This is a genomic window from Rhodococcus sp. G6(2025) (genome assembly GCF_058628105.1).
In genome coordinates this window covers 6744549-6770295 of sequence record NZ_CP179750.1, presented here as the reverse complement: position 1 = coordinate 6770295, position 25747 = coordinate 6744549, and the positions used below count along the sequence as shown (strand labels likewise).

General features: G+C 68.3%; 26 protein-coding genes. 15 read left to right on the top strand and 11 right to left on the bottom strand.

All coding sequences use genetic code 11. The features are described from left to right. The first annotated feature begins 11 nt into the window (after positions 1–11). The gene (gene lipP1 / locus ACLIVD_RS31360; RefSeq protein WP_491931203.1) at positions 12–965 is read left to right on the top strand and encodes a LipP1 family hormone-sensitive lipase; all 954 of its coding nucleotides are present in this window, start codon (positions 12–14) and stop codon (positions 963–965) included. Here lipP1 and ACLIVD_RS31355 read toward each other — a convergent pair. After that, positions 962–1699 (bottom strand): PadR family transcriptional regulator, encoded by a 738-nt coding sequence (locus ACLIVD_RS31355; RefSeq protein WP_271209576.1) that lies wholly within the window; start codon positions 1697–1699, stop codon positions 962–964. The two genes, lipP1 and ACLIVD_RS31355, sit on opposite strands and share 4 nt — an antisense overlap. A gap of 129 nt (positions 1700–1828) precedes the next feature. On the opposite strand from ACLIVD_RS31355, the gene ACLIVD_RS31350 reads away from it, so the two are divergent. The 9 genes from ACLIVD_RS31350 to ACLIVD_RS31310 all read left to right on the top strand — a co-directional run bounded on the left by ACLIVD_RS31350 (position 1829) and on the right by ACLIVD_RS31310 (position 10125). Further along, positions 1829–2347, top strand: a complete 519-nt coding sequence (locus tag ACLIVD_RS31350) for a flavin reductase family protein (RefSeq protein WP_280780547.1) — start codon at positions 1829–1831, stop codon at positions 2345–2347. A 108-nt stretch (positions 2348–2455) separates the two neighbouring features. Next, complete coding sequence (locus ACLIVD_RS31345) at positions 2456–4147, top strand: FAD-binding protein (protein ID WP_491931201.1); 1692 nt, start codon at positions 2456–2458, stop codon at positions 4145–4147. Continuing rightward, on the top strand, positions 4148–4402 hold the full coding sequence (locus ACLIVD_RS31340) for a hypothetical protein (protein ID WP_005258959.1): 255 nt from the start codon (positions 4148–4150) through the stop codon (positions 4400–4402). Positions 4403–4414: 12 nt separating this feature from the next. Beyond that, positions 4415–5215, top strand: a complete 801-nt coding sequence (locus ACLIVD_RS31335; protein ID WP_283354398.1) for a mycofactocin-coupled SDR family oxidoreductase — start codon at positions 4415–4417, stop codon at positions 5213–5215. 2 nt (positions 5216–5217) lie between these two features. Beyond that, positions 5218–6048, top strand: coding sequence for a mycofactocin-coupled SDR family oxidoreductase (locus ACLIVD_RS31330; RefSeq protein ID WP_491931200.1), 831 nt, complete (start codon positions 5218–5220; stop codon positions 6046–6048). A gap of 104 nt (positions 6049–6152) precedes the next feature. Beyond that, positions 6153–6635, top strand: a complete 483-nt coding sequence (locus tag ACLIVD_RS31325; protein ID WP_491931199.1) for a nuclear transport factor 2 family protein — start codon at positions 6153–6155, stop codon at positions 6633–6635. Beyond that, entirely contained in the window at positions 6635–7396 is a 762-nt protein-coding gene (locus ACLIVD_RS31320; RefSeq protein ID WP_491931198.1) for an SDR family NAD(P)-dependent oxidoreductase, read from the top strand. Before ACLIVD_RS31325 ends, ACLIVD_RS31320 begins: the two co-directional genes overlap by 1 nt. 270 nt (positions 7397–7666) lie before the next feature. Continuing rightward, the gene (locus tag ACLIVD_RS31315; protein WP_283354400.1) at positions 7667–8533 is read left to right on the top strand and encodes a TauD/TfdA dioxygenase family protein; all 867 of its coding nucleotides are present in this window, start codon (positions 7667–7669) and stop codon (positions 8531–8533) included. A 56-nt stretch (positions 8534–8589) separates the two neighbouring features. Further along, complete coding sequence (locus ACLIVD_RS31310) at positions 8590–10125, top strand: phospholipase C (RefSeq protein WP_283354401.1); 1536 nt, start codon at positions 8590–8592, stop codon at positions 10123–10125. A 10-nt stretch (positions 10126–10135) separates the two neighbouring features. Here the strand turns inward: ACLIVD_RS31310 and ACLIVD_RS31305 are convergent, their stop codons facing one another. Further along, positions 10136–11113, bottom strand: a complete 978-nt coding sequence (locus ACLIVD_RS31305) for a Gfo/Idh/MocA family protein (protein ID WP_491931197.1) — start codon at positions 11111–11113, stop codon at positions 10136–10138. Positions 11114–11226: 113 nt separating this feature from the next. Further along, positions 11227–12642, bottom strand: a complete 1416-nt coding sequence (locus ACLIVD_RS31300; RefSeq protein ID WP_280780540.1) for an amino acid permease — start codon at positions 12640–12642, stop codon at positions 11227–11229. 257 nt (positions 12643–12899) lie between these two features. On the opposite strand from ACLIVD_RS31300, the gene shiA reads away from it, so the two are divergent. After that, a complete protein-coding gene (gene shiA / locus ACLIVD_RS31295) occupies positions 12900–14258 on the top strand; it encodes a shikimate transporter (protein ID WP_491931196.1) in 1359 nt (452 codons plus the stop codon). Positions 14259–14267: 9 nt separating this feature from the next. On the opposite strand, the gene ACLIVD_RS31290 is transcribed toward shiA, so the two are convergent. From ACLIVD_RS31290 to ACLIVD_RS31280, 3 genes are read right to left on the bottom strand one after another with little or no spacing between them, the layout of a single operon-like run. Beyond that, positions 14268–15047, bottom strand: a complete 780-nt coding sequence (locus ACLIVD_RS31290) for an IclR family transcriptional regulator domain-containing protein (RefSeq protein ID WP_491931195.1) — start codon at positions 15045–15047, stop codon at positions 14268–14270. 45 nt (positions 15048–15092) lie between these two features. Beyond that, positions 15093–15917, bottom strand: coding sequence for an arylamine N-acetyltransferase family protein (locus ACLIVD_RS31285; protein WP_491931194.1), 825 nt, complete (start codon positions 15915–15917; stop codon positions 15093–15095). Between the two features lie 31 nt (positions 15918–15948). Then, on the bottom strand, positions 15949–16179 hold the full coding sequence (locus ACLIVD_RS31280) for a hypothetical protein (protein ID WP_317568204.1): 231 nt from the start codon (positions 16177–16179) through the stop codon (positions 15949–15951). A 104-nt stretch (positions 16180–16283) separates the two neighbouring features. Here ACLIVD_RS31280 and ACLIVD_RS31275 point away from each other — a divergent pair, with 104 nt between their 5' ends. Continuing rightward, complete coding sequence (locus ACLIVD_RS31275; protein ID WP_491931193.1) at positions 16284–17363, top strand: PQQ-dependent sugar dehydrogenase; 1080 nt, start codon at positions 16284–16286, stop codon at positions 17361–17363. Between the two features lie 39 nt (positions 17364–17402). On the opposite strand, the gene ACLIVD_RS31270 is transcribed toward ACLIVD_RS31275, so the two are convergent. Then, a complete protein-coding gene (locus ACLIVD_RS31270) occupies positions 17403–17732 on the bottom strand; it encodes a hypothetical protein (protein WP_280780534.1) in 330 nt (109 codons plus the stop codon). Positions 17733–17852: 120 nt separating this feature from the next. Between ACLIVD_RS31270 and ACLIVD_RS31265 the strand changes: the two genes are divergently transcribed. Next, complete coding sequence (locus tag ACLIVD_RS31265; protein ID WP_477952672.1) at positions 17853–18704, top strand: spermidine synthase; 852 nt, start codon at positions 17853–17855, stop codon at positions 18702–18704. Here the strand turns inward: ACLIVD_RS31265 and ACLIVD_RS31260 are convergent. The 4 genes from ACLIVD_RS31260 to ACLIVD_RS31245 are packed head-to-tail and all read right to left on the bottom strand — an operon-like array spanning position 18701 to position 23726. Next, on the bottom strand, positions 18701–20092 hold the full coding sequence (locus tag ACLIVD_RS31260; protein ID WP_105417911.1) for a GntP family permease: 1392 nt from the start codon (positions 20090–20092) through the stop codon (positions 18701–18703). The two genes, ACLIVD_RS31265 and ACLIVD_RS31260, sit on opposite strands and share 4 nt — an antisense overlap. Before the next feature lie 42 nt (positions 20093–20134). Further along, positions 20135–20764: a bifunctional 4-hydroxy-2-oxoglutarate aldolase/2-dehydro-3-deoxy-phosphogluconate aldolase gene (locus ACLIVD_RS31255; RefSeq protein ID WP_007297628.1), complete on the bottom strand. Its 630-nt coding sequence runs from the start codon at positions 20762–20764 to the stop codon at positions 20135–20137. Then, positions 20761–22380, bottom strand: a complete 1620-nt coding sequence (locus ACLIVD_RS31250; RefSeq protein ID WP_491931191.1) for an N-acyl-D-amino-acid deacylase family protein — start codon at positions 22378–22380, stop codon at positions 20761–20763. The genes ACLIVD_RS31255 and ACLIVD_RS31250 overlap by 4 nt, the downstream gene beginning before the upstream one ends. Before the next feature lie 23 nt (positions 22381–22403). Further along, complete coding sequence (locus ACLIVD_RS31245) at positions 22404–23726, bottom strand: amino acid deaminase (protein ID WP_491931190.1); 1323 nt, start codon at positions 23724–23726, stop codon at positions 22404–22406. A gap of 222 nt (positions 23727–23948) precedes the next feature. Between ACLIVD_RS31245 and ACLIVD_RS31240 the strand changes: the two genes are divergently transcribed. Further along, complete coding sequence (locus ACLIVD_RS31240) at positions 23949–24962, top strand: sugar kinase (protein WP_283333763.1); 1014 nt, start codon at positions 23949–23951, stop codon at positions 24960–24962. Continuing rightward, positions 24959–25708: an IclR family transcriptional regulator gene (locus tag ACLIVD_RS31235; RefSeq protein ID WP_005251230.1), complete on the top strand. Its 750-nt coding sequence runs from the start codon at positions 24959–24961 to the stop codon at positions 25706–25708. The genes ACLIVD_RS31240 and ACLIVD_RS31235 overlap by 4 nt, the downstream gene beginning before the upstream one ends. Positions 25709–25747 lie beyond the last annotated feature (39 nt).

The following is a 25747-nucleotide window of genomic DNA, read 5'->3' as shown; positions in this document are numbered from 1 at the left end:
AAGGAGCACGAATGCCGCTCGACGAACAGGCCGAGACCATCCTCCGGGGACTGAACGAGAACTTCCCCCGGGTGGAGACCATGACGGGCGCCCAGGCGCGGGCGGCGACGAGGGCGGGACGCAAGGCCGTCGCCGACCCCGAGCCGGTCGGTAGTGTGCGCGACCGGGAGATCCCCGGCGGGGCCGGACCGATTGCCGTGCGGATCTATTCGCCGGCAGGGCATCCCGCGGAATCCCTGCCCGTCGTCGTCTTCTTTCACGGCGGCGGGTTCGTGATCTGCGACCTCGACAGCCACGACGGCTTCTGTCGCGCGATGTGCAACGGGATCGGCGCCGTCGTCGTCTCCGTCGACTATCGACTCGCCCCGGAATCGCAGTGGCCCGCCGCAGCGGACGACGCCTACGCCGCGACGTGCTGGGTCGCGCGGCACGCCCGCGAGTTCGGCGGCGATCCGGATCGTCTTCTCGTCGCCGGCGACAGCAGTGGGGGCAATCTCGCGGGGGTCGCGGCGCTGATGGCCCGGGACCGGGAGGCCCCCGCCGTCACCGGGCAGCTGCTGATCTACCCCGTCATCGAACCGGTCTTCGACACCGAGTCCTACGAGCTGTTCGCGGAGGGTCATTTCCTCACCCGCTCTGCGATGCAATGGTATTGGGATCAGTACCTGCCGACCCACCGCGAGACCGTACCCGCCTACGCCGCCCCGGTCCGGGCCGAGGACCTCGGCGGGCTTCCGCCCGCGATCGTGATCACCGCCGAACGTGATCCCCTCCGGTACGAGGGGGAGAAGTACGCCGGGGCGCTCGCCGACGCCGGTGTTCCCGTGCAGTGCCGGCGGGTCGAGGGAATGTTCCACGGATTCTTGACGATCGACGCGATGGCCGCGGCGCAGACCGCGCGGCGGGAACTGTGGCCTCGGCTCCGGAATCTGGTGGCCGAACCGGTGCGGACTCCGTCCGACTAGTCTTCGCGCTCCGTCTCGTCGTCCGCGTCCCGTGCCGCCTTCATCGCGGCCTGGTACTCCTTCTGCGCCTCACGGGAACGCCGGATCGAATGCGATGCGGTCGGTTTCGGCACACCGGGATGTTCCGGCGTCCCTTCACCGTGCATCCGCTCGACGGCCTCGTCGATGTCGGCGAGCATCTGCTTCGCGAGCTCGCTCTCGGCGGCGTAGTACCGCTCGGACCACTTGTTGACCATGTGCGCGAACGCCCACGTCGGTTCGACGTCGGAATCGCGGGCGTCGAGCGCGGCCTGCCTGCTCATCCCCTCCACGTACGAGATGTGCTCCTTCAGGGCATCTTTGAGCTGCTCCGGCTCGGTGAGGTGACCGAGCCACATGCGCAGCATCACGCCGTGCTTGAGGACGGGCGGATCGATCGGCGCCTCCCGCGCCCAGCTGCGCATGACGGCCATGCCCGCGTCCGTGATCTTGTACAGGCGCTTGGGTTTCACCCGTGCCTCGTCGTCCACGACGGTCCGGGACGTCACGTATCCCAGGTCCTCGAGCTTCTTCAGCTCCGAATACACCTGGCTGAAGGACGGGCTCCAGTAGAAGAAACGCACACTGTACGACGCCCACTTCTTCAGGTCGTAGCCGGACAGTTCCTCGCCGAACGACAGGATGCCGAGTACCGGCCAGCTCGTCGATCGGAGGCCGGCGAACCCGGAGCTCTGTGTGGGGTCGGACGATGGCATTTCCCGAGCCTATCAACCGTGCGCCGACTGCCGGACACGCGAAACCCTGCCGCTGGGCGGGACGGGGCATTCCCCGCCTGCAGGCGCCGCGGCCAGGCTGAACGCAACCCGTCGATCCGAGGAGACACGATGACCCGAACCGAAGAACCCGTGCCGCCGACGGCACGACGCATCGACCCCGCCGAGCTCAAGTCGGTGCTCGGCCACTTCTGCACCGGAGTCACGGTGATCACCGCGCACGACGGCGAGAGCCCACACGGCTTCACATGTCAGTCCTTCGTGTCGCTGTCGCTGGACCCGCCGTACGTGTCCTTCAGCCCCGCACGGACGTCGACCAGCTGGCCGCGGCTGCGGGCGAGCGAACACATCTGCGTCAACGTCCTCGCCCACGACCAGCGCGACGTGTGCGGGACGTTCGCGACCAGCGGCGCCGACAAGTTCGCCGACGTCGGGTGGTCGCACGCCCGCAACGGTGCCCCTGCGCTGGACGGTGTGCTGGCCCAGGTGCAGGCCACCGTCGAATTCGAGCACGACGCCGGCGACCACACCATCGTCGTCGCGCGCGTCACCGGTCTGGACGTGCTCAGGGATGCGCCGCCGCTCCTGGTGTACCGCGGCGGGCTCGGCATCTTCACCGCGGCCACCTAGCCGCGCTTTCTCCCGCTGCCGCTGTCTCCCGCTCCGCGGGAAGGGCTGTGGGAAAAAGCAATTGACACCGGCAGGGTGTGATCGAGACCACTTCGGAAGGTGTGCACGATGAGCGTAGACGAGCAGAACTGGGACCGGGAGGTAGATCTCCTGGTGATCGGCAGCGGTGCCGGTGGCATGACCGCCGCCCTCGCCGGGGCCGAGCGAGGGCTCGACACCCTCGTCGTCGAAAAGTCCGGGGTGTACGGCGGTTCGACGGCACTGTCGGGTGGCGCCCTGTGGATTCCCAACTCGCCGATCCTCGTCCGTGAAGGCCGCGCCGACGACCCCGACGACGTCCGGAAGTACCTGGAGTCGATCGTCGGCAACAGCGTGCCGGCCGAGCGCCTCGACGCGTACATCGAGCAGGGGCCGGCCATGATGCGGTTCTTCGAACAGAACTGCCCGCATCTCCGGTTCTCCTGGTGCGAGGACTATTCCGACTACCACCCCGAGAACGTGGGCGGACGGCCGAAAGGGCGGACGGTCGAACCGCTGCCGTTCGACATGAACCAGCTCGGCGCCGACGGCGACCTGCAGCGGCCGAACTCCCTCGCGATGCCGGGTGGGCTGTACATGACGTCCACCGAGTTCCGTCACCTCAACATGGTCTTCCGCACCTGGGCCGGACGCAGGACCGCGCTGGGTGTCGGCTGGCGTTCGGTCGTGGCGTTGCTGCGGCGCAGGCGGATGGAGACTCTGGGGCAGGCCCTCGTCGGGCGTCTGCGGCTCACGCTCCAGGAGGCCGAGGTTCCGCTGTGGCTGAATTCCCCGCTGAAGGGTCTGGTCACCGACGAATCCGGAGCCGTCACGGGCGCGGTGGTCGAGTCCGGGGGGCGGGAACTGCGCGTGCGCGCCCGCCGCGGCGTCATGATGGCCACCGGCGGGTTCGAGCAGAGCGAGGAGATGCGCAAGCGGTTCCTCCGGGAAGGCGGCAAGGACAACTACAGCGCCGGCTCACCCGACAACACCGGAGACGGAATCGTCGCCGGCGAGCAGGTCGGCGCGGCCGTCGATCTGATGGACGACGCGTGGTGGATGCCGTCGTTCCGGCGGCCGGACGGCATCATGCACGTCCTGGTGTCGGAGCGGTCGATTCCGCCGTCGCTGATCGTCGACCAGAACGGCAAGAGGTTCACCAACGAGGCGTCCCCGTACGTGTCGTTCGTCCACGACCAGATCGCCGGTGGTCACGACCCGGTGTGGTTCGTTTTCGATTCGAAGGCCAAGAGCCGCTACCAGTTCGGTGGTGTGATGCCCGGGCAGAAGTTCCCCGCCGAGTGGTTCGAGACGGGGCTGATGCAACGCGCCGCAACCCTCGGCGAACTCGCGCAGAAGATGGGCGTTCCCGCGGAGTCGCTGACCGCGGAGATCGCCCGGTTCAACGGTTTCGCGCGTGCGGGGGTCGACGCCGACTTCGGTCGCGGCGACAGCGCCTACGACCGGTACTACGGCGACCCGCGACTGCCCAACCCGACCATGGACGAGGTGGAGAAGGCCCCGTATTACGCGGTGCGGATGGAAGCAGGCGACCTCGGCACCAAGGGCGGGCTCGTGTGCAACGAGCACAGCCAGGTGTGCCGCAGCAGCGGCGAACCGATCCCCGGGCTCTACGCCACCGGCAACACGTCGGCGTCCGTTATGGGCAACGACTACGCCGGTGCGGGCGCGACGATCGGTCCCGCGATGGTGTTCGGCTGGGTCGGCGCCCGGCACGCAGCCGGGGCGGGGCCCCGCGGTGTCACCGGGGCGGTGAGCTGAGTGCTTCCGGTCGAATGCCGGCGCTGCGGTAACGCGGTGCTCGTGGAGAAATACAGCGAGGCGCACACGAGCGTGCAGTGGCTGGGCGACGCCGAGCAGACCTGCCCGGAGTTCGCACGGCGTGCGCAGGAGGGAGAGCACTCGATGTTCGTCCCCACCTGCGGCGCGCTGCGCGGATCGATCGACGACGCGGTGGAGGACGGGCGGGTGGGGCTCTCCCTGCGCAGCTACCCGACTCCCGGCCGCCTGGACTAGAGAGGACAACCGATGTCACGGATGGCAGGCAAGGTCGCCTTCATCACCGGTGCCGGGAACGGCATGGGACGCAGTCACGCGGTCCGGCTCGCGGAGGAGGGCGCCGATGTCGTCGTCGTCGATCTGCCGTCGGCCGAAGCGGATCTCGCCGAAACCGGAAGGCTGGTCGGCGAACTCGGACGGCGGGCGGTCGTCGCCCATGCCGATGTGCGTGACCCGTCGGCGTTGCGGGCAGCCGTCGACGCCGGAGTCGCGGAACTGGGACCCCTCGACGTCGTCGTCGCGAACGCGGGTGTCTGTGACAACCCCGGCCCGGCGTGGACGATCGACGACGCGGTCTGGCACCGATCGCTCGACGTCAACCTCACCGGTGTGTGGAACACGGCGAAGGCCGCGGTCCCGGCGATGCGGGACGGCGGCGGTTCCGTCGTGATCGTCAGTTCGACCGCCGGTATCAAGGCGGTGGCCGGGGCCGCCCACTATTCGGCGTCCAAGACCGCCGTGGTCGGGTTGGCCCGGACCCTCGCCAACGAACTCGGACCGCAGTTCATCCGGGTGAACGTGCTGCACCCCGGCGCCGTCGGTACCCGTATGACCCTGAACCCGGAGACGATGGCACGGCTGCGGCCGGACCTCGAGAATCCGACCCGGGACGACGTCGTCCCCGTCCTCGCGGCGAACCACATGCTGCCCGTCCCGTGGCTGGACTCGCGGGACGTCAGCAATGCGCTGCTGTTCCTGGCCTCGGACGAATCGCGATACATCACCGGCACACAACTCGTGGTCGACGCCGGACTGACCCAGAAGGTGTAGAGATGACAGGTCGAGTGAACGGAAGAGTCGTCCTGGTCACCGGTGCCGCACGCGGGATCGGCCGGGCGCAGGCGTTGCGGTTCGCACAGGAGGGCGCGGACGTCGTGGCCGTCGACCTGTGTGGCCCGGTCGGCACGGTGGTGACGCCACCGGCGAGTCCGGAGGATCTCGAGGAGACCACGAAACTGGTCCGGGACACCGGCCGCCGGATCGTGACTGCGCAGGTGGACGTGCGTGACGGCGCGGTGCTCGCCGAGGCGGTCACCGCGGCGGCCGGCGAGCTGGGCGGGCTGGACTTCGTGTGTGCCACGGCAGGCATCACGTCCTCGGGTGCCTCGCTGGACCTCGACGCCGAGACGTGGCAGACGATGCTCGACGTCAATCTGACGGGGGTGTGGCAGACGTGCAAGGCGGCGGCGCCGCACCTGATCGAGCGGGGCGGCGGGGCGATGATCCTGACGAGTTCCATCGCGGGGCTGCGCGGGCTCGTCGGCGTCGCCCACTACACCGCGGCCAAGCACGGGGTGGTGGGTCTGATGCGGTCGCTGGCCAAGGAGCTCGCGCCGCACCGGGTGCGGGTGAACAGCGTGCATCCCACGAACGTGGACACGGACATGATCCAGAACGACATGGTGCGGCGGGCGTTCCGGCCCGACCTCGAGCACCCCACCCGCGAAGAGTTCGCGGCGGCGGCCGTGACGATGAACATGCTGTCGATTCCGTGGATCGAGCCGGTCGACGTGGCCAACGCCGCGCTGTTCCTGGCCTCGGACGAGGCGCGGTACATCACGTCCGTCGCCCTGCCGGTCGACGCGGGCAGCGTCAGCCGATGACCGCCGCGGGCAGCACCGGCCGGTAATCCCCGAGTCCGCCCCCACACCTGACGATCCGTGGTAGAACAGGTGTCAGTTTTGGGGGCGGACGAAGGGTGAATTCCGTGGATCTCGAGGCCGTCGCCGCGATCAGCAGGCTCAAGTACGCGTATCTGCGGGCCCTGGACACGAAACGCTGGGACGAGTTCGCCGACACGCTCCTTCCCGACGCAACGGCGAACTATGGTGAGCATCTCGCGTTCGAGTCGCGCGACGCGCTCGTCGAATTCATGAAGTCGAATCTGGGGCCGCAGACCATCACCGAACACCACTGCGGTCACCCGGAGATCGACGTCGACGGCGACACGGCGACCGGACGCTGGTATCTGTCGGACACCGTGCTGATCCCGGAACACGACATGGTGCTGCGCGGGGCGGCGTTCTACTCCGACCGCTACGTCCGCGGACCCGACGGCCGATGGCGGATCGCCCACACCGGATACGAGCGGACCTACGAGGCGGTGATGTCGCTGGCCGACATTCCCAGCTTCCGGCTGACGTCCAACCGGTGGGCAGCCGACACGGAACCCGGCAAAGGAGACTCGTGATGGGGACACTGGCCGGCAAGGTCGCACTGATCACCGGCGCCGGTCAGGGCGTCGGCGCCGGCATGGCGTTCGCGCTGGCCAAGGAGGGTGCCCGAATCGCGGTGGTCGGGCGAACGGAGTCGAAACTCGTCGACACGTGCGCCGCCATCGCCGACTTCGGCGGCGTCGCCGAGCCGATCGTCTGCGACGTCAGCAAACGCGATCAGCTCGGCCCGATGGTCGACCGCGTCGTGGATGCGTTCGGTGGCATCGACATCCTCGTCAACAACGCCAACGCGAGCGCACTCGGACCGCTCCTCGACATCACTCCGAAACTTCTCGACCGCGCCATGGCCGTCGGCCCAGTGGCCACCCTGTTCCTCATGCAGCTGTGCTACCCGCACCTCAAGGCGCGTGGCGGCGGCTCGATCATCAACCTCGTCACCTCCTCGGCGGTGCGGTGGGACACCAGCGGCTACGGGCTCTACGCGGCCACCAAGGAGGCGATGCGCTCGCTCACCCGGACCGCGGCCAGCGAATGGGGACCCGACGGAATCCGCGTCAACGCGATTGCGCCGCACGCACTGTCCCCGGGCCTGAAATGGTGGACGGAGAACAATCCCGAGGAGGCCGCCGAGTTCGTGAAGTCGATCCCGCTCGGCCGGATCGGTGATTGCGAGCAGGACATCGGACGTGCCGTCGTCTTCCTCGTCGGCCCCGACGCCGGGTACCTGTCCGGTGCCACCATCCCGCTCGACGGCGGCCAGGCGCGCTGGAGCTGATCGCCGCCGATTGCCCCGAGCTTGCTCATTTCCCTCCCATCCGGTAGGAATTGCGTCGTGCATACGACTCACCTGGTGCGACGCCTCACCGTCGACCTGTGCCGTACGTGCGCCAACATCTGTTGTTGCTGATGGTCCGGCGCGCGTACCGCGTGCTGTCCACTCCTCGGTAGCCTCCGGCATCCGGTCATTCCTCACGCATTCTCCGCGTTCGCAGGTCCGGGCCGGTACGCCCGTCTCCAGGCACCATCACCTTCGCGGAAAGACATCATGAGCACTGCATTCGAAACCAGAACACCGTCGCTGACGCTCGACAAGTTCGGCCCCCACTTCGGTGCCGAGATCATCGGCCTGGACGTCGCGTCCGCCACCGACGACGAGGTGGCCGCGATCCGCTCGGCCTTGACCGAACACAAGGTGCTGGTCCTGCGCGGTCAGTCACTCGGCGACGCGAGCCACATCGAGTTCGGTCGCCGTCTCGGCCGGCTCACCGCGGGGCACCCCGTCCACGACAGCGGCGACGTCGCGCAGGAGGTGTACGCGCTCGACAGCCAGGACAACGGTTTCGCCGACGTGTGGCACACGGACGTGACGTTCATGAAGCGACCGCCACTGGGGTCGATCCTCCGTCCCGTCGTCCTCCCGCCGCACGGCGGCGACACCAACTGGGCCGACAGCCAACTCGCGTACGAGTCGCTGTCGCTGCCGGTCCGGCAGATGATCGATCAGCTGACCGCGGTGCACGACGGCAACCGCGAATTCGGGTACTACCTCGCGCAGAAGCGTGGCGGCAAGGGAAACGTCTGGGACGGTGAGGAAGTCACCGCGCTCGTGCCCGTCGAGCATCCCGTCGTGCGGGTGCACCCGGAGACGGGACGCAAGGGCATCTTCGTGAACCCGGGCTTCACGTCCCACATCGCCGGAGTGTCCGAGGCGGAGAGCCGGGGAATCCTCGACTTCCTCTACGCACACCTGACCAAACCCGAGCACACCGTGCGGCACCGCTGGCGCCTCGGCGACCTCGTCCTGTGGGACAACCGCAGCACCGCGCACTACGCCAACCGCGACTACGGCACCCAGCACCGCGTCATGCACCGCATCACACTGGAAGGTGACGTGCCCGTCGGCCCGCAGTAGAGCAACCTGCGCATTCGCCGGGCGGGCAGCGTCCGCAGCGACTACCGTCACGATCCGTGACCCCGGCATCGGACATCTCACGACGCAAGTTCCTCGCCTCCGCCGCTGCGGCCGGTGGCGCCGCCTTCCTCAGTTCGTGGGCGGGCCCGGTGATCGACCGCGCCTACGCGCAGGACCCGGGCGGTAGCGGGTCGTTGAACGACATCGAGCACTTCGTCTACCTCATGCAGGAGAACCGCTCGTTCGACCACTACTACGGCACGCTGTCGGGGGTGCGCGGCTTCGACGACCCGTCACCGGCGTGGCAGCAGTACGGCTGGACGCCGGGTGCCGGTCCGACCCCGACCGGGTTTCTCAACCCGTTCCGGCTCGACACCACGCAGGGCACGCACCTCGACGGCGAATGCATCAACGACCCCACCCATTCGTGGGGTCCGCAGCACGACGCGTGGAACGGCGGCGCGATGGACCGGTGGATGCCGGTGCACATCGCGCACGAGGGGCCGCTGAACGGTCCCGCGACGATGGGCTACTACACGCGCGCCGACATCCCGGTGCACTACGACCTCGCCGACGCCTTCACCATCTGCGACCACTACTTCTGCTCGGTACTCGGACCGACGGACCCGAACCGGCTGTACTGGATGACGGGCACGATCGACCCGGACGGGCTGGCCGGCGGGCCGCTGGTCGAGACGCCGACGGTGATCCCCAAGTTCGCCTACTCCTGGCGCACCTATCCGGAGAACCTGCAGGAGGCCGGCGTCAGCTGGAAGGTGTACGCCAACAAGGACCTCGGCCCCGTGTCGAGTGTCGCGCTCGACGGGATGCTCGGCTGCTTCACGCAGTACAGCGACCCGAATTCGGAACTCGCTCGCCGCGGTCTCGATCCGACGTACCCGAACGACTTCCGGGCCGACGTCGCGAACGGCACGCTGCCCGCGGTGTCCTGGATCGTGCCCAACGTCTTCACGTGCGAGCATCCGGCGCTGCCCCCGGCCGCCGGCGCGGTTGGGATCGTCGAGGTACTCGACATCCTCACGTCGAACCCGGCGATCTGGGAGAAGACGGCGCTGATCATCAGTTACGACGAGAACGGCGGCTTCTTCGACCACGTCACCCCGCCCACACCGCCGCCGGGAACCCCGGGTGAATATCTGACGGTTCCGCTGAACACGGTGTCGGAGAGCGAGAACAATCCGGGTCCGATCGGTCTCGGTTTCCGGGTGCCGTCGCTGATCGTCTCGCCGTACAGTCGCGGCGGCCTCGTCGCGTCCGACACGTTCGACCACACGTCGCAGCTCCGGTTGCTGGAGAAGCGCTTCGGCGTGCCCGTCCCCAATCTCACCGAGTGGCGCCGCGGCGCCGTCGGCGACATGACGTCGGCGTTCGACTTCTCGTCGGCGCCGAACGCCGGCGTTCCCGCGATGACCGACCCCGGGCCACGCCTGCAGGCGGCGATCGCGCAGTGCGGGCCGAACGTGGCCGCGGGGACGCTCAACGCCGGTGCACCCTACCCCGTGCCGCCGAATTCGATGCCCGTGCAGGAACAGTCACCGCTGCGGCGTCGCCCCAGCGGGCTGATCATGTAGCGGCCTCTCCTCAGAGGCGCACCGCCCGGCCCGCGTCGATCGACTGCAGGACGGCCAGTGCGGCGGTCACCGAACGCAGTCCGTCGTGTCCGGTCGCCACCGGTTCACCGTCCCCGCGGACGGCGTCGACGAACGCCCGGATCCCTGGTGCGTACAGGTTGTCGACGGTTTCGAGCGGGACGGTCGTGTCCTGGCCGTCCGCGACGATCCGCAGCGTTCCGGTGGGATCGGGGCGCATGCAATCGCCTGCGACGAGAGTGCCGGACGTTCCGTGGATCTCGAATCCGGTGACGGCGCGCGGGACCGTGTACGCGTCGTGGAGCGAGAACAGGGTGGACGTGCCGAGCACGCCGCTGGTCATCACGGCGTCCGCCGGACCCTCGCTGAGTCCCTGGCGGACGCCGACCGCCGTCACCGTGGTGGGTTCCATTCCGGTGACGAAGCGGAGCGTGTCGATGTCGTGCACCGCGAGGTCGAGGACGACCCCGCCGCCGACGCCGTCGAGGCGCCACCCACGCAGGGCCTGGCGCAGCAGAATGGCGTTGCTGACGCGCACCGACAGGAGGTCGCCGATCGCACCCTCCGCCAGCAACTTTCGCGCCGCGCGGTGAACGGGATGGGTGCGGAGATGATGGTTCGTCGCGAAGACCACCCCCGCGGCCGCGGCCGCGTCGACCATCTTCTGCGCCTGAGTGACGTCGAAGGAGAGCGGCTTCTCGCACAGCACGTGCAGACCGGCGTCGATCGCGGCCATGGCGTGGTCGAAGTGCGTGTCGTTGGTCGAGGAGATGTAGGCGGCCTGGACGTCCCCGCCGACCGCGTCGCGCAGGTCACCGGTGGCGGACTCGATGTCATTGGCCTGCCGGTAGTCCTCCGCGCGCGCCGCGTCGCCGCTGAGCACGACTGCCGCGGTCTGCCCGCACTCGCGCAACGCGGGGAGCACGCGTGTGGCGGCGATGTTGCTCGCGCCCAGAATCGCCCACCTCATGAGCTTCGGTCCTTCCTCGGGCCGGTGGGTCCGGCCTTTCCTCGGCGGGACTGTACGCCGAGTTCCGAGAGCGCACTACTGTTCGGTATGCGAACAGCCCGGCCGATTCGAGCTCAGGGGCGGAGGGCGTCGACCGCTTCGCCGGAGGTCGAGGGATCCGGCGTCTCGTCGGTGGTCCCGCGCGTGCGCTGGCGGTAGATCCCGATTCCGACCACGACCACGGCGAGTCCCATCGAGACGTACATCTGGCTCCTGGTCTCGGGCAGCACGAGCATGCCGACGCAGAGCGCGATGATGGCGGCGATGGTGCACCACGTCAGGTACGGGAACAGCCACATCTTCAGCGACAGATCCTTGCCCTCCGCCTCGAGGCTGCGCCGCATGCGCAGCTGCGACACCGAGATCGCCAGCCACACGAACAGGGCGATCGCGCCCGAGGAGTTGACGAGGAACAGGAACACGGTGTCCGGGTACAGGTAGTTGAGGCCCACGGTCAGGAATCCCACGACCGTTGAGACGAGGACGGCCTGGCGGGGAACGCCCGACGATCCGATCTTCGACAACGAGGCCGGCGCGTCGCCGCGGCGGGAGAGCGAGAAGATCATGCGGCTCGCCGTGTACAGGCCGGAGTTCAGGCAGGACAGCACGGACGTGAGCACGACGACGTCCATGATGTTGCCCGCCGCCGGGATGCCGAACGAGTCCATGACGGCGACGTACGGGCTCAGCGCGACGGAGGCGTCGTCCCACGGGAGCAGCGTCACGACGACGGCGATGGAGCCGATGTAGAAGATGAGGATGCGCCACACGACGGAACGCACGGCGTTGCGCACTGCCGCCACGGGGTTGGCGGATTCACCGGCGGCGATGGTGGCGATCTCGGCGCCGAAGAACGAGAACACGACCACGAGGACCGCCGCGAACACGGCACCTGCCCCGTTGGGGAAGAACCCGCCGTGGCCGGTGAGGTTGGTGAGTCCGGGGGCTTCGACGCCGGGCAGGGCTCCGCAGATTGCGAGGACGCCGAGTACCAGGAAGATGACGATGGCCGCGACCTTGATCGACGCGAACCAGAACTCGAACTCGCCGAACGACTTCACGGACGCGATGTTCGTCAGCGTGAGCAACACCATCAGGATCAGTGCCCAACTCCACTGCGGGACGTCGGGGATCCAGCGGTTCATGATGACGGCACCGGCCGTCGCCTCGATGCCGAGGACGATGATCCAGAACCACGCGTAGAGCCAGCCGATGCTGAAGCCGGCCCAGCGGCCGATCGCGCGGTCGGCGTACGCCGAGAACGATCCTGTCTCGGGGTTGGCGGTCGACATTTCGCCGAGCATGCGCATCACGAGGATGACGACGATGCCCGCGAGCGCGTAGGCCACGAGTACGCCGGGGCCCGTCTCGCGGATCGCGACCCCGGAGCCCACGAAGAGGCCTGCGCCGATCACCCCCGCGATAGCGATCATCGAGAGGTGCCGCTTCTTCAGTGTGTGCTGAAGCTGCGGATCGGTGGTTCCTGACATGGAGAAATCCCTTCGGCGCTACTCCGGGTGTGATGTGCGTCGCTGATTCGGAAAAGTGTGTACGAGTGGTGGGGGCTCTGGAACCGCCGATTCGGTGAATTTCGGGCCGGTGAGATAGACGAAACGGCAGTACCACGTATCTGCGTCTTCTTGACAACGCGGAAACGCTATGGCTACCGTCACATTATTCGACCAGCGGACATGCGTTCGGTATGCGAACGGAGTTTGTCCGGCACAAACGTAGACGGGACATCGGAATGAGCGATCACGCCTTCACCCCGGCAGCCGAGAAGCAGGCGCGAAGAGCAGCGCTGAGCAGTTTCGTCGGCGCGGTCATCGACTGGTACGACTTCCTGCTCTACGGGTTGGTCGCGGCACTGGTCTTCAACTCGGAGTTCTTCCCGAACGTCAGCCCGGCGATCGGGACGCTCGCCGCGTTCGCGACGTTCGGCGTCGGATTCCTGTTCCGGCCGCTCGGCGGCGTCGTGTTCGGCCACTACGGCGACCGCATCGGACGCAAGCGGATGCTGATCCTCACCGTGCTGATCATGGGCACGAGCACCGCCCTGATCGGACTGCTGCCGTCGTTCGGGTCGATCGGCTGGTGGGCACCGGTCCTGCTCGTCACCCTGCGCGCCATCCAGGGCTTCGCCGTCGGCGGCGAGTGGGGCGGGGCCGCGTTGATGGCCGTCGAGAGCGCGCCGCCGAAGAAGAAGGCGTTCTACAGCAGCGGAGTGCAGGTCGGCTACTCGGTGGGGCTCATCCTCGCCACCGGATTCGTCATGCTCATGAGCAACCTGACCACCGAGGACGCGTTCAGCCAGTGGGGGTGGCGGGTTCCGTTCGTCGCCAGCGTCGTCTTGGTCGGTATCGGTCTGTGGATCCGCGCCGGCGTGCAGGAGAGCCCCGAATTCGTCGAGAAGGTGGAGAAGGTCGAGGAGGAGCAGACCGCGCAGGACAAGAAGCGGATTCCGCTCGTCGAGGCATTGCGCAACCACCCAAAGGCATTCCTCCAGATCATCGGTCTGCGTTTCGCCGAACTGTTCTCGATGTACATCGTGACCACGTTCGCGTTGAGCTACTCCACCCAGGAACTGGGGATGGAGCGCAACTTCATGCTCAACGTCGGCCTGCTCGTCGGTGCCGTGGGTATCGGCACCATCCCGCTGTTCGCGTGGCTGTCCGACAAGCACGGCCGGCGACGCGTCTACATCCTCGGCGCCCTGATCGGCGCGGTGTGCGCGTTCCCGTTCTTCATCTTCCTCGAGAACGGGTCGATGATCGGCACCGTCATCCTCGCCGTGCTCCTCGTCAACATCTCGCACGACATGGTCGTCAGCGTGCAGCAGCCGCTGTTCACCGAGATGTTCGGGGCCGAGTACCGGTACAGCGGCGCGGGCGTCGGCTACCAGGTGGCCAGCGCGATCGGCGGCGGCTTCACCCCGTTCATCGCGGCAGCGCTGGTCACCGCCAGCGGCGGGTCCTGGCACCTCGTGGCCGTGTACCTCGCCGGCGGCTGCATCGTCAGCGCCCTGATCGCGTGGCGACTGCAGCCCGATGCCAGTGCCGACACCTCGGACGCCGCGACACCCGCGAAGCTCGCGAACGCACACTGAACATGGCGGTCAGCCGAGGGACAGGTCGGAACCGATCCGCTCCGCGGTCGCAACGAGTTTCGGCACCACCGACACCTCGACGTCGTCCCGCGTGTACTGCGTGCCCTGCAGCGAGGAGTTGAGGGCGGCGACCACGGCGCCCGTCCTATCCCGGATGGGAACGGCCGCGCCGCGGATGCCGATCTCGAGCTCGTTCTCCGACATCGACCAGCCGTCCGCGGCGACCTTCCGAACCTCGGCGCGCAATTGGTCGACGTCGGAGATCGTGTGGGGTGTGAAGGACTGGAATTCGGTGGCCTTCAGGTAGTCGTCGAGCGCGTCGGCCGAAAGCCCGGCCAGCAGAACCCGTCCCGTGGACGTCGCGTACGCGGGGAACCGCATGCCCACCGTGATCGAGATGCGAATGATCCTCGGCGAGCGGACCCGCGCCACGTACACCACGTCGGGACCGTCGAGGATGGTGACGGAGATGGTCTCGCCCAGTTCCTTCGCGAGAGCCTCGATGTGCGGGTCGGCGACCTGCGGCAGTCGCAGCGCGGCTAGGTACGAGAAGCCGAACCGCAGCACCCGGGGGGTGAGCGAGAAGCTGCGTCCGTCGAGACGCAGAAAACCCTTGTCCACCAGGGTGAGCAGAATGCGGCGCGCCGTGGACCGGGTGATCCCGACAGCCTGCGCCACCTCACTCAGCGTGCGTTCCCGGTGCTGCTCGTCGAAGCATTCGAGAACGGTCAGGCCACGGTCCAGGGACTCGAGGAAATACCGTTCCCCCGACGCCGGCTGCTCGGCCACCTCAGCAGCCACCTGTTTCGCACACGCCGTCATGCTACCGGGCGGCTAGGCGTGCCGGAGCCGGCTGAACGCCGCGTCCAGTGTGGCCAGTCCGCTCGTGTCGATGAGAAAATCGGATTCGAGGCTGTCCCGCAGTTCGTCGACGGTCGCCAGGTCGCGCCGCTCGGACGTCCCGCCGAGGTGGTGCACCGTCAGTCGCGTACCGGCCAGGGCGTAGCGGCGGTCTTCCGTCGCTCGCGCCGCCATCAGTCCGGTCACGAAATGCGATCCGGGCCAGGTCGACAGGTACCAGTTGGGGGCCTCGTAGTCGACGGGGAACTGCCTGGTGAGGTCGAACCGGTAGATGGTCCGCCACTCGTCACCGACGAGTGCCTGCATCGCGTAGTCGCCCGCGACGTCGACCAGCCGGAACGGTTCCAGCGGCGTGTCCTGCATGGTGTCCAGTTCGAGGCGCAGCGTGGTGTTGAGCGTCATGCCGCCGAACCCGACGTCGACGAGCCGCCGCTCGCCGGCGACGTCGACGAGCAACAGCATGTGCGAGCGCGGAGTGACCGCATCGATCGGAGATCCCCACAGAACCCGCGCGGCGAGCGGCGTCACGTCGAATCCGAGCTCGACCAGGACAGCGCGCAGCAGGAGATTCTGCTCGAAGCAGTAACCGCCTCTTCGTGATTCGACCAATTTCTGTTGCAGCGACGGCAGGTCGAGCCGGTTCGGTGTGCCGAGGAACGGGTCGAGGTTCTCGAACGGGATCGACCGGGCGTGATGTGCGGCAAGCTGGTTCAGCGTCGCCGTCGTCGCGGATCGGTCGCCGTCGTACCCGATCCGTTCGAAGTACCGCTCCAGATTCAGATCGCCCGCAGTGGCCACGGAGCACAGTCTAAGCGCGGCGAATGACCGATCAGAGGTCGTCGGGTGTTGCCGCGAGGTAGGCGGCGCTGCTCAGCGCGATGCGAGGATCCTCGCCGATCCACTCGAGGCCGATGCGGTACACCGGCTGTCCAGGGGTGCCACGCAGCGCGGCCAGCGCCTCGGCGACGGAGGCGGCCCCGGCGCGGCGGGCGTCGTCCTCGGTGATTTCGTCCGCGTCGACGGTTGTGATCCCCTGCGCGATCTTCTGCGGAATGATCACCCGCCGTCACCTCCTCATGTGAGTGGCGATGCGTGGTCGAGGACACTTTGCCACTCACCTGGGGGAGGATGGACAGGGTGCGGTCGCGTGACGGGAGGACACCCATGGGACGGCGACTTTTCTCGGCCACGGCGTTGCTGGTGGCCGTTACGTGTGCGGCATGCCAGTCCGAGGGGACTTCCGCGCGGCCGTCGACGACCACCGCGGTCGCCGCACCGGCAGGCAGCGAGCCCACGGTGATCGCCGCCGACCTCGACGTGCCGTGGGGGATCGCGCTCCTGCCGGACGGGACGGCACTGATCGCGGAACGGGACAGCGGCGCGATCCGGCACCTGCAGGCGAACGGCGACACGACCGTGATCGGCGAAGTGCCCGGTGTGGCGGCGCGGGGCGAATCGGGACTGCTGGGCCTGGCCGTCTCACCGGCCTACGCAACGGATCAGATGATTTACACGTACCTGACCACCGACGACGACAATCGGGTGGTCGCCCTGCGGTTCGACGGCCGCAGCCTCGGCGAGCCGGCCCCGATCCTGACGGGCATCCCCGCCGGATCGATCCACGACGGCGGCCGGATCGCATTCGGGCCGGACGGCAACCTGTACGTCGCCACCGGTGAAGCCGGTGACCGGCCACGCGCCCAGGACCCGTCCTCACTCGGCGGCAAGATTCTGCGGATCAACCCCGACGGGTCGATCCCGGCCGACAACCCCACCCCCGGTTCACCGGTCTGGTCGTTCGGGCACCGCAACGTGCAGGGCCTCGCGTGGGACGACGCCGACCGGTTGTGGGCCACCGAATTCGGGGCGAACACCTGGGACGAGGTGAACCTCATCGAACCCGGCGGCAACTACGGATGGCCGGAGGTCGAGGGGCGGTCGGGCGAGGCGGGCTTCGTCGATCCGGTGGTCCAATGGTCCACCGGCGAGGCGTCCCCGTCCGGGCTCGCGTTCCAGGACGGCGCGCTGTGGGTCGCGGCGCTGCGCGGCGAACGACTGTGGCGGATCCCCGTGGCCGGTGACGGCGCGCTCGGCGAACCGCAGTCGCTGTTCGACGGAGAGTACGGGCGACTGCGTACCGTCGTCGCGACACCGGACGGTGCCGTCTGGTTCAGCACCAGCAACCGTGACGGGCGCGGCGATCCGGGGGAGGGCGACGACCGCATCCTCATGCTCCGCCCGTGAGTACTTATCAACCGCGGGCGGTTAACAAGTACTCACGGGTCAGGAGGTCCAGGGGACGATCGGCGGCTTCACCCACATGATCTTCTCGTCGCGGTGCGCCGGGGTGGCGGCGGGATGGTCGGGGTGGCGCTCCGCCCACGCCGTTTTCTGGTCGAGCAACTCGACTACGGTCAGCCACGTCTCCATGGTGCTCGGCGGGTTCGACCCGGCCGCCCGGGCGAGTTTCCGCAGCGTGCCATCGGTGAGGTCGAGGAGTTCCTGACCGCTGATTCCGCGATCCCACACATACCGCGCGAGTCCCATCGCCTTCTCGCGACGTCGCTTCGCAGCGCCTTCGGTGTGCGCGAAGTCGACTTCCTGAGGTTCCATCGTCTTCCCTTCTCGTGCGCGTCACCACGGTAGGTCACCCGTGTCTCGTCCCGGTATCGTGGGAGGACGATTCTCGCAGCAGACGCGAGCGGACGGCGCGAGCAGTAGGGAAGACGGACGATGGGCAGGCAGCGCGGCGGTCGGGCTGCCCGGACAGCCGACGGGGGTCCCGTCGCCGGCGTGTACCCGATCGATACGGGCACGTGCGAACTCGCGGAAGACCACCTCAATCCGCACGGCTGGGTGCTGAAGGTGAATGGGGTCGAGAGTTCCCACATCGACCTGTCGGACCCGACGCACCTCGATTTCGAGTACATGCGGTGGATCGCCGAGCTGGTCGCTTCGCACTGGGGGACGGATCAGCGGGTGCGGGCCCTGCACCTCGGCGGGGGCGCCTGCTCACTTGCCCGGCATCTCGCCGCCCGGTATCCGGACGCCCGGCAGGTGGTGGTCGAACTCGACGGCAAGCTCGCCGAGTTGGTGCGCGAATGGTTCGACCTCCCGCGGGCCCCACTGCTGCGGCTGCGGGTGGGGGAGGCGCGGGCGGTCACGGAGACGCTGACGGAGTCCAGCCGCGACCTGATCGTGCGCGACGTGTTCGCCGGGAACACGACTCCGGCGCCGCTGACGACGACGGAGTTCACCGGGCACGTGCGACGGGTGCTGGCGCCCGGCGGGATCTACGCGGTCAATTGCGGCGACACCCGTGACCTCGTCCTGGCGCGCCGGGAGGCGGCGACCATCGGCAGCGTGTTCCCGCACACCACGATCATCGCCGATCCCGCCATGCTCAAGGGCCGCCGCTACGGCAACATCGTGATCGCGGGCAGCGACGTGCCGATCGGCGACGACCCCGCACTCGTCCGCACACTGCTGGGTGGCGGTGTGCCTGCCCATGTCTGGGACGACCGGCAGGTGCGGACGTTCGCCGGTGCGGCGCGGGCGCTGCGCGACGCGGATTCCGGGAGCTAGACCAGCACCCAGATCAGCGAGGCCATCGCGAAGCCCACTATCGACAGGATGGTTTCGAGCACCGTCCACGTCTTCAGGGTGTCTTTCACCGACATGTTGAAATACCGTGACACGATCCAGAATCCGCCGTCGTTGACGTGGCTGGCGATGATGGATCCGGCCGACACGGCGATCACGATCAGGGCGATCTGCGGGGACGAATAGTTTCCGGCTGCGATCGACGGTTCGATGACGCCTGCGGTGGTGACGATGGCGACGGTCGCCGAGCCCTGGGCGATGCGGAGTGCGCAGCTGATCAGGTACGCGGACAGGATGACCGGGAGACCGAGTGCGTCCATCGAGTCGGCCAGGGCCTGCCCGACTCCGGTGGCCCGCAGCACCGCGCCGAAGAACGCACCGGCACCGACGACCAGCAGGATCATGCCGACCGGTTTCAACGCCGCCGCGGACATCGCACCGATCTCCTGCGCCGTGATTCCGCGCCGGGTCCCGAGCAGGTACAGCGCCAGCAGGACGGCGATTGTCAGCGCGATCGTGGGTGTGCCGAGGAAGATGAGGACGGACAGTAGTGTCGAGCCTTCCTCGAGGACCACGTTGCCGACCGTCGCACCGAGGATCAGCACCATCGGGACGAGGATGATGAACGAGATCAGCCAGAGCGGCGGCGGGTTCTTGTCGGCTTCCTTCTCCTCCGGGATGAACTCGTCGGGGACCTCGATGATCACCCGCTTGCCGATCCAGCTACCCCAGACGACGCCACTGACGAACCAGGCGGGGATACCGCAGGCGAGACCCATGATGATGATCCAGCCCATGTCGACGTGCAGCAGACCGGCCGCGGCGACGGGGCCCGGGTGCGGCGGCAGGAACGCGTGCGTCATGGACAGGCCGGCGAGCATCGGCATCGCGTACATCACCAGCGACTTGCCGCCGCGCTTCGCCGCCACGTACACGAGCGGGGCGAGGATGAAGATGCCGATGTCGAAGAAGACCGGGATGCCGAGGACGAGGCCGGTGACACCCATCGCGAGCGGAGCGCCCTTGGGCCCGAACAACTTCAGGAGCCGTTCGGTCAGGACGTCGGCACCGCCGGAGCGTTCCATCATCGCGCCGAGGACGGTGCCCAGGCCGATGATCGGGGTGATGTGCCCCAGGATGCCGCCGAACCCCTTCTCCAGGATCGAGTCGGCCGCCGACGTCGGTGTGCCGACCAGTTCGACCACCGACACTCCCGCGATGAGCGCGACGCCGACGCCGACGACGATCAGCGCGATGAACGGCTCGAGCTTCAGCTTGATGATGAGGATCAACAGCACGGCGATGGATACCGCTGCGAGAGTGAGTAGTCCGGCTGTGTCGTGCTGCAGCCAGTCGACGAACGACGTCATTGCGTCTCCAGGGGGAGGTGGTGGGGTCGGGCGAGAGTGGGACTAGTTCGAGAGTGCGGCGACGAACGATCGTGCGCGGTCGGTGATGTCGGTCCAGTTGCCTGCCGCGACGCTGGACGGTGGGACGACGCTGGTGCCTGCGCACACGGCCAGTGCGCCGGCGTCGAGGAACTGGCGGGCGTTGGAATCGTTGATTCCACCCGACGGCAGGAGTTCCACGCCGGGATACGGGCCGTGCAGGTCCGACAGGTAGTCGGGGCCGAGTCGCTTGGCGGGGAAGATCTTGACCGCGGCCGAGCCGAGGTCGACGGCCATGGCCACCTCGGTGGGGGTGAACGCGCCGAGGAAGACCGGAATCGACCGTCCTGTCGCGACTTTCGCGACGTCCGGACGGATGCCGGGGGTCACGAGGAACCGGGCGCCGGCGTCGATCGCAGCGGCGGCCTGATCGCCGGTCATCACGGTTCCGACGCCGAGGATGCTGCCTGCGGCGGCTGCGGCGTCGGCGGCGCGACCGAGATGATGGAGCACATCGGGCGTGGTGAACGTGAGTTCGACCGTCCGGATTCCGCCCTCGGCGAGGGCGTGGCACAGGTCCGCGGCGTCGGGGATGGTCTCCGCTCGCACCACCGTCAGTACCCGGTCGGCACGCAAAATGTCGATCTCGGTCATCGAACTGCTCCTCCTTCTTCGCGGCGCAACGATCTTCCGGCGGTCGCGCCGGTCAGGCGGCCGTCCTCGAGGGCGAGGCGGCCACGAACGAATACGTGGGTGATACCGGCCGCCGCCTGGCGCGGCTGCGCGTAGGTCGCGGTGTCGCTGACCGTCTCCGGATCGAAGAGCACGAGGTCGGCGGCGTAGCCGCGGCGGACGAAGCCGCGATCGACCAGTCGCAACCGCGTCGCGGCTCGGCCGCTGAGGTGACCGACGCACTCCTCGAGGGACATCAGACCGAGGTCGCGGCTGTAATGCCCGAGGTAGCGTGCGAACGTTCCCCACCCGCGCGGGTGCGGTTTCGCGCCGACCAGCAGTCCGTCGCTGCCGCCGGTGTGCCGGGGGTGCTGCATGATCGCGCGCACGTTCTCCTCGTGGCCGACGTGTTGCAGGATGCCGCTGCCGAGTTGGTCGCGGATCAGGATGTCGATGCACACGTCGAAGGGGTCGCGGTTCTCGGCGGCGGCGATGTCCGCGACGGTCTTCCCCACGTAGTCGTCGAGTTCCGCGTTCTGCACGCCGCTGATCTCGAGCGTGTGCCACTCGGCGATCACCCCGTGGCAGCCGTCGGAGCCGGTGACCTCGAGATGCTCCCGGATGCGTTCAAGGGTAACCGGATCCCGGAGTCGATCGAGCGTCTGTTCCATGCTGCCCGCCGACGCCCAGCTGGGCAGGATCGCCGACAGCGTGGTGGCGCCGGGAAGGTAGGGGTACGTGTCGAGGCTGATGTCCGCGCCGGCGGATTCGGCCGTGCCGAGCAGGGCCAGCAGTTCCGGGGCGCGGCCCTTGTTGGGTCCGAAGTTCAGCGTGGCGTGGGCGAGATGCAGAGCGCACCCGGCCCGCGACGTCAGGTCGACCATCTCGGCGTAGGCCTCCATGGCGCCGGCGCCGTAGGACCGGTGGTGCGGCGAGAAGTAGCCGCCGTACTGGGCGACGGTCCGGCACAGTGCCAGCAACTCCTCGTTGTCCGCGTACATCCCCGGCGTGTAGGTCAGCCCCGCGGACAACCCGACGGCACCCTCCGCCATCGACTGCGCCACGATCCGCTGCATCTCCTCGATCTGCGACGGTGTCGCCGGCCGGTCGTCCCAGCCGACCACCAGCGCTCGGACGACCCCGTGCGGGACGAGATACGCGACGTTGGTGGCGATACCGCGGTCGAGTCGGTCGAGGTATTCGCCGACGCTCCGCCAGGAGAAGTCGAAATCCGAGGGATCGGTGTTCCACCCCGCGATCTTGCGCCGGACCACCGCGAGCACGTCGTCGGTGACGGGCGCGTAGGACAGCCCGTCCTGCCCGAGTACCTCGGTGGTGACGCCCTGGGTGATCCGCGACGGGTGCTCGGGGTTCAGTAGGATCTGCAGATCCGAGTGGGCGTGCATGTCGATGAAACCGGGCGCGAGCACCAGGCCGTCGGCGTCGATCACCCGATCCGCGCGGGGGCGTCCGGTCTCGGAGTGATCTGCCTCGGGCCGGATTTCGGCGATCCGGTCTCCGTCGACGAGCACGTCGGCGCGGTACCTCGGCGCCTCCGAACCGTCGACGACGGTGGCGGAACGGATCAGAGTGGTCATGATGTGAGTCCTCGGCCGGGGGATCAGAAGAAGGTGCGGATCAGGTCGACGACGACGGGATCGTCGGAGTCGTCGCCGACGACGGGAATCCAGCGCCACTTGTCGAACGCGGTGCACGGGTGGGAGAGACCGAGCCGGACGACGTCCCCGACACGCAGATCGTGTTCGGGCCGTGCGGGATCGAGCCGGAGGAACGCGTGCTGGTCGTTGACGGCGGTCACTTCGGTGCCGTCGAGGGGCCGCGGCGTCGCCCCGAGTTGGCCGGCGACGGCCTGCGCGGTGGGGAGTCCTTCGTCGAACGGGACGTCGCGCTTGCCGGCGTCCAGCAGGGCGAGGCCCGGCTCGGGGCGGGACACCACCCGGGCCCACGTGTGCATCGCCGACGTGAGACGACGCGCCTGCCTGTCTTCGCTGCGGCCGAACGGTGAGATCCCGGTGTAGAAGCCGTCGTCGTGGATGATGTATGCGCCGGCGCGGACCACCACTTTGGTTCTGCCGCCGGCAAGTTCGGCGAGCACCTCGGCGACCACGTCGAAGTAGGCGCTGCCGCCCGCGGTCACGTACACGTTCCGACCCTCGGGGTAGCGACCCTCGGCCTCGAGCCGGCGATGCAGTTCGGCCATCGACTGGAGGTAGGTGCGGACCCGGGTGAGGGATTCCTCGGAGGCGTCGTGTGCGAGGGCGCCCTCGTAACCGGAGACGCCGGCCAACCGCAGTGCGGGGCTCTCGCCGATACGGTCGGCCACCTTCACGGCCTCGGCCACCGAGCGTGCGCCGGTGCGTCCTCCCTCTCCGCCGAGTTCGACGAGCACGGGCAGCGGACGGGCCACCGTGACGTCCGCGAGTGCCGCGGTCATCGCGTCGACCGTCTGCGGGGAGTCGGCCCACATCAGGACTTCGAGTTCCGGGTTCGCGTCCATCTGCTCGGCCAGCCACCGCAGCGCGGTCGGGTCGACGAGCGAGTTCGCGATCTGCACCCGGCGCGCGCCGAATCGCACCGCCACCCGGAGCTGACCGAAGTTCGCGAGCGTGATTCCCCACGCGCCGCTGCGGATCTGCCGGTCCCACAGCACCGGAGACATCGTCGTCTTCCCGTGCGGAGCGAGGTCGACCCCGTGCGCCTCGCACCAGGCCGCCATGGTGTCGAGATTGCCGGCGATGGCCGTCTCGTCGAGGACCATGACGGGTGTGCTGAAGGCGGACAGCCGCGGCTGCGTTCCGAGGAACTCGGTCTTGGTGAGGCCGTTCGCCGCGGAGGGGAGGGCTTTGTCCACGTCGGACAAGCGCAGCTCGTCGAGCTCCGCCAAGGCGCCGGAATCGAGTGTGTCCGGTCCGCTGATCGTCATCGTCGATCCTGTCGTTCGGGTTCTGTGGGGCTGGTCTTCATCGGGGGGGAGGGCTGTGAAGTGCACCGTTGCGCTGTATGCAACGGTGATTGCGTTTTTGAGTCAGTTATGTCTAGCATTGGCCTGGGTCATCGTCAACGGTCCGGTGTGGCATGCATCGCCGGGGCGAGGGCTCTCGAAACGCAACTCCAGTGCCGGTCCGAGCAGTCGTAGAGGTAACAAGTGCAGGAATCGACCCCCACCCCCGAGTCCGGTGTCGCGTGCCTCGGTGAGGCGATGGTCCTGGTGGCCCCGGACTCGACACTCCACCTGGCAGGCGCCGAGGCGAACGTCGCCGCCGGGCTCGCCGCGCTGGGTGTCCCCGCCGCCTGGGTCGGACGCCTCGGTGACGACGAGTTCGGCACCCTCATCCGCACCGAACTGCAGGCGCGGGGTGTCGACGTCCGCGCGATCGAGGTCGATCCCGACCGGCCCACCGGGCACTACTCGAAAGCCACCGCCCTCGACGAGCACGGCGAGCCGCGAACGGACAGCCTGTATTCCCGGGCGGGTTCGGCGGCGTCGGCCATGGATCCCGGCTTCCTCGACGGGCCGGCGGTGGCGGACCTGTTCGGCCGCGCCGCCGTGGTCCACTGCAGCGGAATCACACCGGCCCTGTCCGATTCGTGCCTCGCGCTGATGCGGAGACTGCTCCGCGACCGGCCGGGAATCTCCGGTGTGGTCAGCTTCGACGTCAACTGGCGTGAGCAACTGTGGCCGGACGGCGACCCGCGGATGGTCGTGGAACTGGCGAATCTCGCCGATCTGGTTCTCGTCGGCGCGGACGAGGCCCTGCGCGTTCTCGGCACCGCGGATCCGCACGAGTTGCGGCTCATCCTGCCCGCCCCGGCCACCGTCGTCGTCAAGGACGGAGCGCATCGGGCGCTGGCCGTCGATCGCAGTGGCCGCAGTGTGGCTGTTCCGGCGCTCCGCGTCGACGTCGTCGAACCCGTCGGCGCGGGCGATGCCTTCGCCGCCGGATATCTCAGCGGTGTGGTGCGCGGCGAGGATCAGGCGCGGTGCCTGCGCCGCGGACACATCGGTGCCGCCGCCACCCTGACGGTGGCCGCGGACTCGGCGCCACCGCCGCCCGCCGAACTGCTGGACGAGCTGCTCCGGTGCTCCGAATCGGATTGGGCGGCCACGAGCGTCACCGCCAACGGTTTCTCCCCCCGAGAAAGTGGAGTGAACGGATGAGTCAGAGTGTCTCCCGCGCCCTGCACCTGCTGGTGCAACTCGGCAACGGTCCCGCCAATCTCGACCAGCTGGCCGAATCCACCGGGGTCCACAAGACCACCGTGCTGCGGCTGCTGCGAACGCTGTCCGACGAGCGGTTCACGTTCCGCGACAACAGCAACCAGTACCACCTCGGTTCCCGCATCTTCGAGCTCGCCGCGCAGGCCACCGATCAGCGGGAAGTCCGGCGCATCGCGTCACCGCACCTCGTCGCGTTCAACCGCGAATACGGGCGCACCACACACCTCGCGGCGATGGAGGGCGGTGACGTGGTGTACATCGACAAACTCGAATCGCACGACCAGATCAGGATGTACTCGCGAATCGGACTGCGCGCCAACCTCAATTCCACCGCGGTCGCGAAGGTGATCCTCGCCGACCTGCCGGATTCGGAACTGCGGCCCATCGTCGACTCGATGGACTTCTCGGCCCGCACCGCCAACACGATCACGACGCCCGAACGCTACCTCGACGAGATCCGCATGGTCCGGGAGCAGGGCTGGGCGCACGATCAGGAGGAGAACGAGCCGTCCGTCAACTGCATCGGGGTGCCCATCCGTGGCGCGTCCGGCCGCGTCGTCGCCGCCGTCTCCGTCTCGGTGCCCGACGTCGTGCTCAGTTACGAACGCGTCCTCGACCTGCTCGAACCCCTTCAGGCCGTGGGGGCGCGGATCTCCCGCGACTGCGGATACCGCGCCCAGCCCTGACCGTCCCCCGTCCACCCGAAAAGTAACGACACACAGGAG